Origin of the sequence: Affinirhizobium straminoryzae (genome assembly GCF_007004135.1) — a bacterium.
GTDB lineage: Bacteria > Pseudomonadota > Alphaproteobacteria > Rhizobiales > Rhizobiaceae > Neorhizobium > Neorhizobium straminoryzae.
In genome coordinates this window covers 66,911-80,691 of the sequence record NZ_VJMG01000078.1, presented here as the reverse complement: position 1 = coordinate 80,691, position 13,781 = coordinate 66,911, and the positions used below count along the sequence as shown (strand labels likewise).

At 64.2% G+C, this 13,781-nt stretch carries 13 protein-coding genes; 6 read left to right on the top strand and 7 right to left on the bottom strand.

Annotation, left to right across the window (positions count from 1 at the left end; all coding sequences use genetic code 11):
* The first annotated feature begins 8 nt into the window (after positions 1-8).
* Together pdxY and FNA46_RS22935 are read left to right on the top strand one after the other, a co-directional pair.
* Positions 9-878, top strand: a complete 870-nt coding sequence (gene pdxY, locus FNA46_RS22940) for a pyridoxal kinase PdxY (RefSeq protein WP_143127540.1) — start codon at positions 9-11, stop codon at positions 876-878.
* A 148-nt stretch (positions 879-1,026) separates the two neighbouring features.
* A complete protein-coding gene (locus tag FNA46_RS22935; RefSeq protein ID WP_143127539.1) occupies positions 1,027-1,689 on the top strand; it encodes a carbonic anhydrase in 663 nt (220 codons plus the stop codon).
* A gap of 50 nt (positions 1,690-1,739) precedes the next feature.
* Here FNA46_RS22935 and FNA46_RS22930 read toward each other — a convergent pair whose 3' ends face one another.
* Both FNA46_RS22930 and FNA46_RS22925 read right to left on the bottom strand, forming a co-directional pair.
* Positions 1,740-2,552: a lytic murein transglycosylase gene (locus tag FNA46_RS22930; RefSeq protein WP_143127538.1), complete on the bottom strand. Its 813-nt coding sequence runs from the start codon at positions 2,550-2,552 to the stop codon at positions 1,740-1,742.
* A gap of 231 nt (positions 2,553-2,783) precedes the next feature.
* Positions 2,784-3,818 carry an aspartate-semialdehyde dehydrogenase gene (locus tag FNA46_RS22925; protein ID WP_143127537.1) on the bottom strand — a complete coding sequence of 345 codons (1,035 nt, stop codon included), beginning with the start codon at positions 3,816-3,818 and terminating at the stop codon, positions 2,784-2,786.
* A gap of 419 nt (positions 3,819-4,237) precedes the next feature.
* Here FNA46_RS22925 and FNA46_RS22920 point away from each other — a divergent pair, with 419 nt between their 5' ends.
* The 3 genes from FNA46_RS22920 (at position 4,238) to FNA46_RS22910 (ending at position 8,230) form a co-directional block, all read left to right on the top strand.
* Positions 4,238-5,326: an MraY family glycosyltransferase gene (locus tag FNA46_RS22920; RefSeq protein WP_143127536.1), complete on the top strand. Its 1,089-nt coding sequence runs from the start codon at positions 4,238-4,240 to the stop codon at positions 5,324-5,326.
* A complete protein-coding gene (locus tag FNA46_RS22915; RefSeq protein WP_143127535.1) occupies positions 5,323-6,255 on the top strand; it encodes an NAD-dependent epimerase/dehydratase family protein in 933 nt (310 codons plus the stop codon). Before FNA46_RS22920 ends, FNA46_RS22915 begins: the two co-directional genes overlap by 4 nt.
* A gap of 67 nt (positions 6,256-6,322) precedes the next feature.
* The gene (locus FNA46_RS22910; protein ID WP_244618117.1) at positions 6,323-8,230 is read left to right on the top strand and encodes a polysaccharide biosynthesis protein; all 1,908 of its coding nucleotides are present in this window, start codon (positions 6,323-6,325) and stop codon (positions 8,228-8,230) included.
* A 55-nt stretch (positions 8,231-8,285) separates the two neighbouring features.
* On the opposite strand, the gene FNA46_RS22905 is transcribed toward FNA46_RS22910, so the two are convergent.
* The gene (locus tag FNA46_RS22905; RefSeq protein ID WP_185969965.1) at positions 8,286-8,969 is read right to left on the bottom strand and encodes a phosphatase PAP2 family protein; all 684 of its coding nucleotides are present in this window, start codon (positions 8,967-8,969) and stop codon (positions 8,286-8,288) included.
* 460 nt (positions 8,970-9,429) lie between these two features.
* Between FNA46_RS22905 and FNA46_RS22900 the strand changes: the two genes are divergently transcribed.
* Positions 9,430-10,293: a glycosyltransferase family 2 protein gene (locus FNA46_RS22900; protein WP_246103314.1), complete on the top strand. Its 864-nt coding sequence runs from the start codon at positions 9,430-9,432 to the stop codon at positions 10,291-10,293.
* Between the two features lie 24 nt (positions 10,294-10,317).
* Here the strand turns inward: FNA46_RS22900 and rfbC are convergent, their stop codons facing one another.
* Genes rfbC through rfbB form a run of 4 tightly spaced genes read right to left on the bottom strand, consistent with a single transcriptional unit; the run spans position 10,318 to position 13,704 of the window.
* The gene (gene rfbC / locus FNA46_RS22895) at positions 10,318-10,863 is read right to left on the bottom strand and encodes a dTDP-4-dehydrorhamnose 3,5-epimerase (RefSeq protein WP_143127533.1); all 546 of its coding nucleotides are present in this window, start codon (positions 10,861-10,863) and stop codon (positions 10,318-10,320) included.
* The gene (rfbA, locus tag FNA46_RS22890; RefSeq protein ID WP_143127532.1) at positions 10,863-11,747 is read right to left on the bottom strand and encodes a glucose-1-phosphate thymidylyltransferase RfbA; all 885 of its coding nucleotides are present in this window, start codon (positions 11,745-11,747) and stop codon (positions 10,863-10,865) included. Before rfbA ends, rfbC begins: the two co-directional genes overlap by 1 nt.
* Before the next feature lie 7 nt (positions 11,748-11,754).
* Positions 11,755-12,639, bottom strand: a complete 885-nt coding sequence (rfbD, locus tag FNA46_RS22885; protein ID WP_143127531.1) for a dTDP-4-dehydrorhamnose reductase — start codon at positions 12,637-12,639, stop codon at positions 11,755-11,757.
* Between the two features lie 3 nt (positions 12,640-12,642).
* On the bottom strand, positions 12,643-13,704 hold the full coding sequence (gene rfbB, locus FNA46_RS22880; RefSeq protein WP_143127530.1) for a dTDP-glucose 4,6-dehydratase: 1,062 nt from the start codon (positions 13,702-13,704) through the stop codon (positions 12,643-12,645).
* Positions 13,705-13,781: the final 77 nt, after the last annotated feature.

The following is a 13,781-nucleotide window of genomic DNA, read 5'->3' as shown; positions in this document are numbered from 1 at the left end:
GGTGTTTTATGTCCGAAGGCAGTGCCGTCATCGTGATTTCGAGCCATGTGGTGCGTGGCTCCGTGGGCAACCGGGCCGCCGTCTTCGCGCTGGAGACGCTCGGCCTGCCCGTCTGGGCGCTGCCAACCGTGATCCTGCCCTGGCATCCGGGCCATGGCCCCTCGACCCGCGTCGTCATTCCGGAGGCTGAGTTCGAGGCGGTCATCGACGACCTGATCCGCGCGCCCTGGCTCGGCGAGGTGAAGGCGGTGCTGACCGGCTATTTCGGCCATGCCTCGCAGCCGGCCCAGGTGGCACGGCTGGTTGCCGCGCTGAAGGAGAAGAATCCGGATCTCCTCTATGTCTGCGATCCCGTGATGGGCGACAAGGGCGGCCTCTACGTGCCGGAAGCGACCGCAGAGGCAATCCGCGACCATCTGATCCCGCTCGCCTCGCTTGCGACCCCCAACCGCTACGAACTGGCCTGGCTGTCGGGCGCCAGCCTGGACAGCAATGCGGCGGTGATGGATGCGGCGCTCTCGCTCGGGCCTCCGCGCATGCTGGTCACCTCGGCCGTGCCGATGATGGCGGGCGGCACCGGCAATCTCTATCTCACCGGCAGCCATGCGCTGCTCGCCGAACACCGGTTGATCGACAACCCGCCAAACGGGCTTGGCGACCTGCTGTCGGCCGTCTTCCTGGCGCGCCTTCTCTCCGGCCTGGAGGAGGAGAAGGCGCTGCAGCTGGCGACCGCCAGCGTCTATGAAGTGCTGGCCCGCACCGCCAAGCGCGGCGGCGACGAGTTGACGCTGGAGACGGACGCATCCAGCCTCTCGACGCCGATGGCCATGGTGCAGATGCGCCACCTGATGCATCCCTCGCGCGGGCGCAAGCGTTGAGAGCAAAGGTTCGCGGAAGCGCGCAAGGATTGGCGTTTCCGTGCCATGCGGCAAGGCGCGATGCCTGCACCGCACACGAAAAGGGTTGAGCCATGGCCTTCACCGGTTTAAGCGGGGAGAACAGGCTCGGCCGAAGGACACAACGCGCATGACGGAATTTCCAGCTTCTCTCCTCCTCGGCTACCGCGATTTCATGAGCGGGCGCTATCTGGAGGAGCGCGAGCGCTACCGCATGCTAGCCGAAACCGGCCAGCAGCCGCACACGATGATGATTGCCTGCTGCGATTCCCGTGCGGCACCGGAAACCATCTTCAATTGCGGACCGGGCGAACTCTTCGTGGTGCGCAACGTGGCAAACCTTGTTCCGCCCTACGAGCCGGACGGCCAGTTCCACGCCACCTCGGCAGCACTCGAATATGCGGTACAGGCCTTGAAGATCCGCGACATCGTGGTGATGGGCCATGGCCGCTGCGGCGGCATCCAGACGGCGCTCGATCCGCTGGACGAACCCCTGTCGCCGGGCGACTTCATCGGCAAGTGGATGGGCATGCTGCGCTCGACCGCCGAGCAGATCCCGAGCACCGCCATCATGACCCAGGCCGAACGCCAGACGGCGCTGGAGAGGGTCTCGATCCGCAACTCGATCGCCAATCTTCGCACCTTCCCTTGCGTGCGCATCCTGGAAGAGCGCGGCAGCATGCGCCTGCATGGCGCCTGGTTCGACATCTCGACCGGCGAACTCTGGGTGATGGACGCCAAGACCGGGGATTTCATACGCCCCGAGATTGCCGAGCCGGCTCTGTCGGCCTGAGGCCCGCTGTGGCAGGCCCTCGTTGAAGGCCTGCCTGGACACCCGTGTGGTCAGCGACCGTCGATTTGAGCGCCCATATAGGCGATCGCCTGCTGGTAGACGGTGGCGGCATTCCAGCCCTGGATGGCAACGAAATTCGGCTCGCCTTCCTGATAGCCAAGACCCGGCTTCCAGCCATGGCCGACGAGGAAATTCGCCGTGGAGGCCAGCGCATCGGCGCGCGAGCGCACCATGTCGATATGGCCATCCCCATCGCCATCGGCACCGTAGCGGATCACGTTGAGCGGCAGGAACTGCGTCTGGCCGATCTCGCCATGCGCGGCACCGCGGGCATCCGTGCTCAGGTCCCCGCGCGCGACGAGCTGAAGGGCGGCATAGAGTTGTTCGGTGAAATACTGCGAGCGGCGGCAGTCATAGGCGAGCGTCGCGACGGCCGACAGCGTGTGCTGGTCGCCCATGTAGCTGCCAAAGCCGGTTTCCATGCCCCAGATCGCCAGAATCGGACCGGCAGGGACGCCGAAGCGCCGCTCGATGGAGGCAAACAGGGCGGCGTTGGCCGATTTCATCGTCTTGCCGCGAGCAATGATGGTGGTGGCGCCACGCTTCTTCAGAAACTCGTCGAACGACAGCTTGAAGCTCTTCTGGCCACGGTCGGCACGGATCGTCGGGCGGTTATAGACGACATTGGCGAAGGCCTTGTCGAGCACCGAGGAGGAGATGCCCTGACGCACCGCCTCGCCCTTGAAGGACTGCACCCAGGCCTCGAAACCGGTGCTGTCATTGCCACATGTGGCGGCCTCGGCCGCGGTGGCACCCGTTGCCATCGCCAGAACCAGGGCTGCCGCCCGCAAAATCTTCGTCATGCCTACCTCGCTTGCGTCGGGTCGCACAGCCCCTGCCGCCGATCCCGATGTCGTGACGGCGTTATGGGTCGCGCCGCCGCCTGCGACAATATCGTGAAACCTGAAAATATCGTGAAGGTGAGGGAGGGAGGCAATCATTCCTCGCGGAAAGCGCCCGACAGCCACTTTCGACTGTCGGGCCGAAGACATCCGGGGCGGGCCCCGAGGCCGTCACCCTCACCGTGTGAAGGCTCAGGCAGCCTGCTTGCGCGGCTTGATGAGGCCGCGATTGACGAGAAGCTCGGCAATCTGCACGGCGTTCAGCGCGGCACCCTTGCGCAGGTTGTCGGAGACGACCCACATGTTGAGGCCGTTCTCGACGGTCGCATCCTCGCGGATGCGCGAGATGTAGGTGGCATCCTCGCCGGCGCATTCGACCGGGGTCACGTAGCCGCCGTTTTCCCGCTTGTCGACAACGAGGCAACCGGGAGCCTCACGCAGGATGTCGCGGGCCTGATCGGCGGTGATCTCGTTCTCGAACTCGATATTGACCGATTCCGAATGGCCGATGAAGACCGGCACGCGCACGGCCGTGCAGGTAACCTTGATCTTCGGATCCAGCATCTTCTTGGTTTCGGCCAGCACCTTCCACTCTTCCTTGGTATAGCCGTCTTCCATGAAGCTATCGATGTGCGGGATCACGTTGAAGGCGATGCGCTTGGTGAACTTCTTGGATTCGACCGGATCGGCGACGAAGACGGCGCGCGTCTGCGAGAACAGTTCGTCCATGCCTTCCTTGCCGGCGCCGGAGACCGACTGGTAGGTGGAGACGACGACGCGCTTGATCTTGGCAAAATCATGCAGCGGCTTCAGCGCCACGACGAGCTGGGCGGTCGAGCAATTCGGGTTGGCGATGATGTTCTTCTTGGAAAAGCCGGTGACAGCATCGGCATTCACTTCCGGAACGATCAGCGGCACCTCGGAATCGTAGCGCCAGGCGGACGAGTTGTCGATGACGACGCAGCCCTGCGCACCGATCTTCGGCGACCACTTCTGGGAAATGGTGCCGCCGGCCGACATCAGGCAGATATCGGTATCGGAGAAATCATAGTGCTCGAGGTTGGACACCTTCAGCGTCTTGTCGCCGAAGGAGACTTCCGTGCCCTGGCTGCGGGCGGACGCCAGCGCCACCACTTCATCGGCCGGAAAACCGCGTTCCGACAGGATGTTCAGCATTTCCCGGCCGACATTTCCGGTCGCGCCCACAACTGCAATCTTGAAACCCATTTCACTGCTCTCTTTCTCTTCTCTCCTCGGGTCTGGGAGGGGAACCACGACGCAGCGCGCGTGCTGTTCCTTGTCCCCGGCCGAACCGGGGAGAGAGCGGTAGGCCAGAGACGTCAGACGGTTTTCGTCGTCGTTTTGGCCTTGGTTTTGGAGGATGCGCATGCGAGAAGCTGCGCTCCGGCAACAGGTGCCGGACCAAATGAATCGGCGATGTGCATGTCGGCGCGATACATTCTTGCTTCCCTTCGTGCCAACTCCTTAGAAGATTTCACGAACGAGTCAAGCGGTCCGGCGGCCGAAGCGGTGCGGCATCGTCCGGAAAATCCGCGCCAAGAGCAGGGAGAATCCATGAAAACCCTGGAGGACGGGACTGCGACATCCGCAAGCGCTGCAACCGGTCCGCGACAGGACAGAGCGGCATGAACGCGCTCAGCCTTGCAAGCATTATCCTCGCCATCACCCTCAGCGCATGCGTCGTTCTCCTGCTGATCCGCAAGGCAGGCCAGCTTGGTCTTGTCCAGGTGCCAGGCGCGCGCTCCTCACATGTGCGACCGACGCCCACCGGCGGCGGAACCGGCATCGTGGCGGGGACGACCGCGGCCGGCCTTCTGCTGCTGAAGGGCACCGATCACGCCCTGCAGCCGGCCTCCACCCTTCTGTTCTGCGGTCTGGCCATGGCGGCGATCGGCCTCATCGATGACCGCTGGCCTCTGTCGCCACGGATACGCCTGCCGGCGCAGGCGCTGTTGGTGGCTGCCGCGATCTGGGCGACGGGCGGCGCAGCCGCGCTTGCCGGCGAAGCAGGAACCGTCGCGGCGGCCCTGCTGGCCGTGCTCCTGCTGGTCGGCGGCGTCTGGTGGATCAACCTCTTCAATTTCATGGACGGCATAGATGGCATTGCCGGCCAGCAGGCGGCGGCGATGATGGCCTCGGCCATGACAATCGCCCTGCTGACGACGGACGGCGCCGGCCAAAGCTGGCTGTGGTGGTACATGGCGGCCCTCGCGGCCGCGACACTCGGCTTCCTCGCCTTCAATCTTCCGCCGGCCCGGATCTTCATGGGCGATGCCGGCAGCCTGTTTCTCGGCTTCTCGATTGCCGCGATCGCCATGGCAAGCCTGGCCGCGGGCTGGGTGAGCCTGCCGCAATGGCTGCTGCTGGCAGTGGTGTTTGCGGCGGATGCGACGGTGACGCTTATCGTGCGGTTCCTCCGCCGCGAGCAACTGACCGAAGGCCACCGTTCGCATGCCTATCAGCGCCTGTCGCGCCGGTTCGGTGGCGCACGGCCCGTGACGCTCGCGGCGGCCGGCCTCAATATGCTTGTGCTGCTGCCGCTTGCCCTCCTGGCAGGCCACGGCGTTATCGGCTGGGTGATCGTGGTCTGCGTCTATGCTCTGGCCGCAACCGGTGCTCTGGTCGCCGGCGCCGGCCTTCCGGACGATCAGCCGGCGAGCCTTGGCGCCTATCGTCGGCTGCTCGGTCGCCCGCCCGTCGGAGAGCGCCGATGATCCTGGTGACCGGTGCCACCGGTTTTGTCGGCGGGCATCTCTGCCGTATCCTGCGGGAACGCCAGATGGACTTCCGCGCCGCAAGCCGGCGCTCTGCCCCGGGCTGCATCACGACCGGTCCCCTGTCGGCCGGGACGGACTGGGGCCCGGCGCTTGCGGGTGTGGACACCGTCATCCATCTTGCCGGCCGCGCCCATGTGCTGAGGGAAACAGCCGCCGATGCCGAGGCTGCCTTTCGCGCCGTCAACGTCGAGGGTACGCTCGCCCTTGCGCATCAGGCCGCCCATGCCGGCATCCGCCGTTTCGTCTTCCTCAGCTCGATCAAGGTGAACGGGGAACACACCGAGCCCGGCCGCCCCTTCACGCCGACCGATCCCCCTGCCCCGCAGGATGCCTACGGCCGCTCCAAGGCAGACGCGGAAGCTGCCCTCGTCGCGCTCGCCGCACAAAGCGGCATGGAGTTGACTGTGGTGCGCCCTCCGCTCGTCTATGGTGCGGGCGTCGGCGCCAATTTCAGCCTGCTGATGCGCTGGGCCGGCAGCGGCCTGCCCTGCCCCTTCGGCGCCTTGGACAACCGTCGCTCGCTGGTCTATGTCGAAACGCTCTGCGATCTTCTGGTCCGTGCCGCAGGCCATCCGGCGGCGGCAGGCGAGATCCTGATGGTGAGCGATGACGAGGATGTCTCCACGCGCGAGCTGTTCGCCCGGCTGGCAACACTGCAGGGGCGGCGCGCCCTGGCGCTGCCCGTACCCGTTTCCTTGTTGCGGACGATCGCAACCCTTGCAGGCAAACGAAGCATGAGCGATCGCTTGCTTAGCAGTCTTCAGGTGGATATAGGCCAGACCAAGGCTCGTCTCGACTGGCTCCCGCCCTATTCTCTGGCCACAGGGCTTCAGCGGACCGTGACACACGCAAGGACACCTCGATGAGATCGCATGTGGGTGGAGAGAACGGGTTCGGTCCCTTCCAGTGTCGGGCGGCGGTGCCTGCACCATGATGACGGGCCTGCTCCGCCACGTGATGGAAACGACACCACGTCTCTGGAAGCGGATCCTGCTGGTCGGCTTCGACGTGATGACACTGCTGCTTGCGCTATGGGCGAGCTACGCGTTGCGCTACGCCGACTGGATGCCCGAACTCACGTTCGAACGCATTGCTCTTGCGGTGATGGCACCGGCCGTGGCCATCCCGGTCTTCATCCGTCTCGGTCTCTACCGTGCGGTGATCCGCTACCTGCCCGACAGCGCCATGTGGACCATCGTGCGCGCCATGGGCCTTGCGACGATCCTGTGGGTGATGCTGGTCTTCGTGCTGGAAATGGCGGGGCGCGATATCGTGCCGCGCTCGATCCCCTTCTTCTATTTCGCGATCGGTTCGGCGCTGATCGGCGGCTCGCGCTTTTCCGCCAAGATCATCCTCAGTCACGGAACGGGCATGCGACGGGAGGATCAGCCGATCTTCATTTACGGTGCCAGCACCTCCTCGGTGCAGCTCGCCGCCGCGCTGAGGGGAACCAGCAACCGTTTCATCGTCGGCTTCCTCGACGAGGATCCGACCCATCACGGTCGCGATGTCGGCGGTTACCGGGTCTATGATCCGAACCAGTTGCCAAGGCTGATCCGGCTCTACGGCATCCAGGAAATCATCCTGTCGCTTTCCACCCTGCCCGCCGATCGGCGCCGCAGCGTGATCGGTCGACTGAGCGGGCTCGGGGTGAAGATCCGCACCGTGCCCGACATTACCGACCTGGTCGATGGCCGCTATCTTGCCAACCAGATCCGCGAGATCCGCATCGACGAGCTGCTCGGCCGTTCCTTCGTGCCGCCAGATCGCGCCCTCATCGCAGGCATGCTGAAGGACCGGGTCATCATGGTCACCGGGGCCGGCGGCTCCATTGGCTCCGAACTGTGCCGGCTGATCGTGCAATGGCAGCCCAGGAAGCTGGTGCTGTTCGAAGCCAACGAGTTCGCTCTCTACCAGATCGACAGGGAGCTTGCCGCGCAGGCACGGTGCGAGGTCGTGCCCGTTCTCGGCTCCATCACGCATGAGGCCCGCATCCGGGCAGCCATCGAGACGCATGGCGTCGAAGTGCTTTACCATGCCGCAGCCCACAAGCACGTGCCGCTGGTGGAGGCCAATGTGCTGGAAGGCATCGAGAACAACGTGTTCGGGACGCAGACCGTGATGAGGGTGGCGCTTGAGACCGGTGTCGGCCATTTCGTGCTGATCTCGTCCGACAAGGCCGTCCGCCCGACCAATGTGATGGGTGCCACGAAGCGCTGGGCCGAGCTGATCATGCGGCATATGGCGGTGACGGCAGAAGCGTCTGGCCGCGGCCAGCGGTTCTGCGCGGTGCGCTTCGGCAATGTGCTGGGTTCGAACGGCTCGGTAGTGCCGCTCTTCAAGCAGCAGATCGCCCAGGGCGGCCCGGTGACGGTGACCGATCCGGACATGCAGCGTTATTTCATGTCGATCCCGGAGGCCGTTGAACTGATCGTGCAGTCGAGCGCACTGTCGGAAGGCGGCGACATCTTCCTCCTCGACATGGGTGAGCCAGTGCGTATTGGCGACCTCGCGGAAAACATGATCCGTCTTGCCGGCTTCACAGTGCGTGACGCCGGCAACCCGAATGGCATCGAGATCCGCGTCACCGGCAGCCGGCCGGGCGAGAAGAAGTGCGAGGAGCTGTTCTACGATATCGCCAATGCGCTTGCGACCCAGCATCCGAAAATCATGCGCGCCAATGCGCGGGCCGCAGCCCAGAACGACCTGCCGGAAAGCCTGCAGGCCCTGCGGGCGGCCGTGCAGCGCCAGGATGAGAATCGCGCCCGCGAGATCCTGTTCTGCACCATCGGCATGGATGCGGTCTCACAGCCCCAGGCTCTCGACCAGGCCACGTCCTGACACGCCTTCATCCGGGCACAGGCCTTGGAGTTTGTCCGGGGAAGATGCAACCGGATCAGCCGATCCGCAAAAGCCGCACGGGGCTCGGAAGGGTGATCGCTCCCGGCCAGCGCCAGCCGGCCCGCCGCGGCAGGCGACGGAAGGGAAGCCGGCGCATCAGGCGGGGCAGGCCTTCGGCAGGCACATCGAACAGCAGGCCGTGGCGGGCGAACTGGCTGGCCATGAAGACGGAAAACCAGGCGCCGAACAGCAGGCCTGCCATCACGTCGCTCGGGAAATGCGCGCCGATGATGACGCGGGAAAAGCCGAGCCAGAGCGCCAGCACCAGGCAGGGAACCCGATAGCGCGGCGCCATCAGCGCCACGGCCATCATGATGGCGCCGATCGTGGTGGCATGACCGGAAGGGAAGCTTTCGAACCGGTAGCTGCCGTGCAGCGGCGAGAGGTCCAGAACGCTACCATCCGTCTGGAACAGCGGGCGGGCCCGGCCGATCAGCCGCTTGGCAAGGTTGGCAAGCAGGCCGGAAAGAGCAATGGAGAGAAAGACATAGGCCGCCACGTGCCCGATGAACAAGGCCTCGAAGCGGGCCTTGCAGTGGCGCGCCAGCCGTGCGCTGGTGAGAGCTTCGAAAAACAGGACAGAGCTGGCCAGCAGAATCCAGCCAGAGGTGCCGAAATCCGTGATGGCATTGCTGATCGGCTTCAGGAAAGACGGCGACTGGCGGACATAGGCCGACACCGGCGCATCCAGCAGAAAGACAGCAAGCAGAATAAAGTTGACCGCAAGAAGAAGGAAAGCAAAATGGCAATTTGCCCGACTTCCCGTGCAGTAACGTTGCTGACGCCTTTTCAGCTTCGCGATCATTCGGCCCGCTCTCCCACAATGGAGCGTGAGTGTGGCCGCCTTCTGTGACAGCCGTTTCACGAAATCGGATTTTTTGAACGTGTTTGATGAATTTTTTCCGCTGGGATCGATCGCATCTCACACCGGTGGATGCAGAACTGTGCCATGCACACTTGACGCAGGAGACGGACGCCAGGCGGAACATTCCCGCTGCATTTGACCGCTCCCCCTCGCCTTGCCACAGTTCGCTGCCATATCCACGCCGGGAAGCGACTATCCGGATCATGATAGGCATTGATGCGCCAACGGTTGGCCCCTAGACCACAGGATGCGCAACAGGAAGGAAGACGCACAGGTGGCGGACAGCAAGGTTTCTGCAGCCATGGTCGGCTCGATGACAGGCACGGTGGAAAGAGACACCATGGCACCCCCCAGCCTTTCGGTATCGATCGTCACCTACCGACCCGACCGGACGGAGCTGGAGCGAACGCTGACAAGCCTCGCCCTTGCGGCCAGCCACCTCGCCGGCCCTGTCGCCATTACCATCATCGACAATTCGTCGCCCTCCGATCTCGCCCCCCGCATCGCGCAAGGCTTTGCCGGCCTGCCGGTCAGCGTCATCGCCGGACAGGGCAATGTTGGGTATGGCCGCGCCAACAATCTGGTCCTGGACCGTCTCGGCCGCTTCCATCTGGTGTTGAACCCCGATGTGGAGATGGCACCGGACGCACTGGCGCAAGCACTCCATTTCATGGAGGCCCATCCGGACTGCGGGCTTCTGACACCCTTCGCCGAAGGGCGCGACGGGCAGCGGCAGTTTCTCTGCAAGCGCTATCCGGCACTGGTCGATCTCGCACTGCGGGGATTTGCACCGGCCGGTCTGCGTCGGCTGTTTCGCCGCAGGCTCGACCACTACCAGATGGCGGACATGTCGCCAGACGCGGTGTCTTGGGATCCGCCGATCGTCAGCGGCTGCTTCATGCTCTTCCGCAGCGAGGTGCTGAGGGCACTCAAGGGTTTCGATCCGGACTATTTCCTCTATTTCGAGGATTTCGACCTGTCGCTGCGGGCGGGCCGGATGACCCGCATTGCCTATGTCCCGCAGGTGCGGATCGTGCATGGCGGCGGCAATGCGGGGGCCAAGGGGTTCTGGCACATCCGGCAATTCGCCCGATCCGCCCTGACCTTCTATCGCAAGTTCGGCTGGCGGATCGTCTGAGGCCGCAGCCTGCGCAAACGACGATTACGGATAGGTTTCGGCACGCTCCAGCGTGACGGCCGCCGCGTCCTTGGCCGACAGCGTCGGCGCTGCCTCGACCGGCCACTCGATGCCAATGGCGGGATCATTCCAGAGGATGCTGCGCTCATGTTCGGGCGCATAGAAATCGGTGGTCTTGTAGAGGAACTCCGCGCTGTCGCTCACCACCAGAAAGCCGTGGGCAAAGCCTTCCGGCACCCAGAGCTGCCGGCGGTTTTCAGCGCTAAGCATGACGCCCACCCAGTGGCCGAAGGTCGATGACGACCGGCGCAGATCGACGGCGACATCGAAGACGGCACCCTGCACCACGCGCACCAGCTTGCCCTGCGGCTGGTGCAGCTGATAATGCAGGCCGCGCAGCACGTTTTTGGCCGATTTCGAATGATTGTCCTGCACGAAGCTACGCTCAAGGCCGGTCGCCTCGCGAAACTGCCGTGCATTGAAGCTTTCGAAGAAGAAGCCGCGCTCGTCGCCGAACACCTTCGGCTCGAGGATCACGACATCGGGAATGGCGGTTCTCACAGCCTGCATCAGAACACGTCCTCTTTCAGAATGGTCTGCAGATAGGCGCCGTAGCCGCTTTTCAGCAGCGGCTTTGCCAGCGCCTCCAGCTGCGCTGCATCGATCCAGCCGGCGCGGTAGGCAATTTCCTCGGGGCAGGCGACGCGCAGCCCCTGACGCTTCTCGATGGTGGCGATGAAATAGCCGGCTTCCAGCAGCGAATCATGAGTGCCGGTATCGAGCCAGGCATAGCCGCGCCCCATGATTTCGACATTCAGCTGGCCGCGCGCGAGGTAGACATTGTTGAGATCGGTGATCTCCAGCTCGCCCCGCGCGGACGGACGGATGCTGGCGGCGATGTCACAGACCTGATTGTCATAGAAATAGAGCCCCGTCACTGCATAGTTCGATTTCGGAACCTGCGGCTTCTCCTCGATCGAGAGCGCCCGGCGTTCGGCATCGAATGCTACGACACCATACCGCTCCGGATCCTTCACGTGGTAGGCGAACACAGTGGCTCCCGCCTCCCCGGCTGCGGCATTGCGCAGCAGCTTCTGGAAATCGTGACCGTAGAAGATGTTGTCGCCGAGCACGAGCGCGCTTGGCCGATCGCCCAGAAAATCCCGACCGAGGATGAACGCCTGCGCGAGCCCATCGGGACTCGGCTGCACGCAATAGTCGATGCTGATGCCCCATTGCGAGCCATCGCCCAGCAGGGACTCGAAGCGGGGCGTATCCTGCGGCGTCGAGATGATGAGGATCTCGCGGATCCCCGCCAGCATCAGCGTGGTCAGCGGATAATAGATCATCGGCTTGTCGTAGACCGGCAGCAGCTGCTTGGAGATGGCCAGTGTTGCAGGATGAAGGCGTGTGCCGGCCCCGCCTGCGAGAATGATACCTCTGCGTGATGTCATGGCTGCCCTAGAGTATCTGCTGGAGAACGTGATCGACGCCATCCCGCCAGTGGGGCAGGACGAGACCGAAGGTGTTGCGGAGTTTTTCCGTATCGAGCCGTGAATTGGCCGGCCGCCGGGCGGGTGTCGGATAGTCGGCAGCGGGGATCGGCCGGATGGCATCCTCGGCGACGCGAATGGGCCGGCCGGCGGCTCTCGCCCCGGCAATCACGTGGGATGCATAGGCATGCCAGCTGGTTTCGCCGGCAGCCGCCAGATGATAGACGCCATCCGGCACGGAGGCAGGCTCCCGCAGCGCCTGGCGCAGCGCATGTGCGGTGACATCGGCAATCAGGCTGGCTGCAGTCGGTGCGCCGATCTGGTCTGCCACAACCGACAGAGCCTCGCGCTCTGCGGCAAGCCGCAGCATGGTCTTCAGGAAATTGGCCCCATGCGCACCGAACACCCAGCTGGTGCGAAAAATCAGGTGGCGCGCGCCGGTCCGGGCCAGCGCCTGTTCTCCGGCAAGTTTGGTGCGGCCGTAGACGCCCTGCGGGCCGGTCGGGTCCGCCTCACGCTGGAAACCGGTTGCCTGCCCATCGAACACGTAATCGGTGGAATAATGAATGACGAGCGCCCCGAGCCGCTCCGCCTCTTCGCCGAGAACGCCCGGTGCGACCGCATTGATCGCCTCGGCCGTTTCGCTGTCGGTTTCCGCCCGGTCGACAGCAGTATAGGCGGCCGGATTGACGATCGCATCCGGCCGCAGGTCACGCAGCCGCGCACGGATCGCCGTCTCGTCGGCAAGGTCGAGACCGGCGCGATCGAAGGCAAGGACCTCTCCGAGCGGCGCCAGCGCGCGCTGCAGCTCGAACCCCACCTGACCATTGCGGCCCGTCAGAAGAATGCGCATGGCTCAGGCTCCGTATTGCTGGCCGATCCAGCGCTGATAGGCACCACTGGTGACGTTCTCGACCCAGTCCTGATGATCGAGATACCACCGTACCGTCTTGGCGATGCCGGTCTCGAAGGTCTCTGCCGGCCGCCAGCCGAGCTCACGCTCGATCTTCGTGGCATCGATCGCATAGCGGCGGTCATGACCAGGCCGATCGGTCACGAAGCGGATCTGCTCGGCATAGGAGAGGCCATCGGCGCGCGGCTTCAGCTCATCCAGAACGGCGCAGAGCGTGCGCACCACGTCCAGATTGGCCTTCTCGTTCCAGCCACCGATATTGTAGGTTTCGCCAAGGCGCCCCTTTTCGAGCACCGCACGAATGGCAGAGCAATGGTCCGTCACGTAGAGCCAGTCGCGGATCTGCTGACCGTCACCATAGATCGGCAGCGGCTTGCCCGCCAGCGCATTGTGGATGCACAGCGGGATGAGCTTTTCCGGGAAATGGTAGGGGCCGTAATTGTTGGAGCAATTGGTGGTCAGCACCGGCAGGCCGTAGGTGTGGTGATAGGCGCGCACCAGATGATCCGAGGCCGCCTTGCTGGCCGAATAGGGGCTGTTGGGCTCGTAGCGATTGGTTTCCCGGAACGGCGCATCCTCTGCGGCGAGAGAGCCGTAGACCTCATCGGTCGAGACATGCAGGAAGCGAAAGCCCTGGCGGGCCTCGGGCGAGCGCGCCGCCCAGTCGACCCGCACCGCCTCCAGCAGGCGAAACGTGCCGACCACATTGGTCTCGATGAAATCGGCCGGCCCGTGAATGGAGCGGTCCACATGCGATTCAGCGGCAAAATTGACGATTGCGCGCGGCTGATGACGGGCCAGGAGATCGGCGATGACCTGGCTGTCACCGATATCGGCGCGCACGAAGACGTGCCGGTCGTCGCCGGCAAGCAATTCCAGGTTCTGCAGGTTACCGGCATAGGTCAACTTGTCGACATTGACGACCGCCTCGTCGCTGCCGGACAGCCAGTCCAGCACGAAATTGCTTCCGATGAAGCCTGCCCCACCCGTCACCAGTATCGTCATGCCGTCCCGTCTCTCCAAGCCGTTCCACAACCGCGATTTGCGGCACGCAAATCCTCTTAGGCCAATTCGGAAGCCAA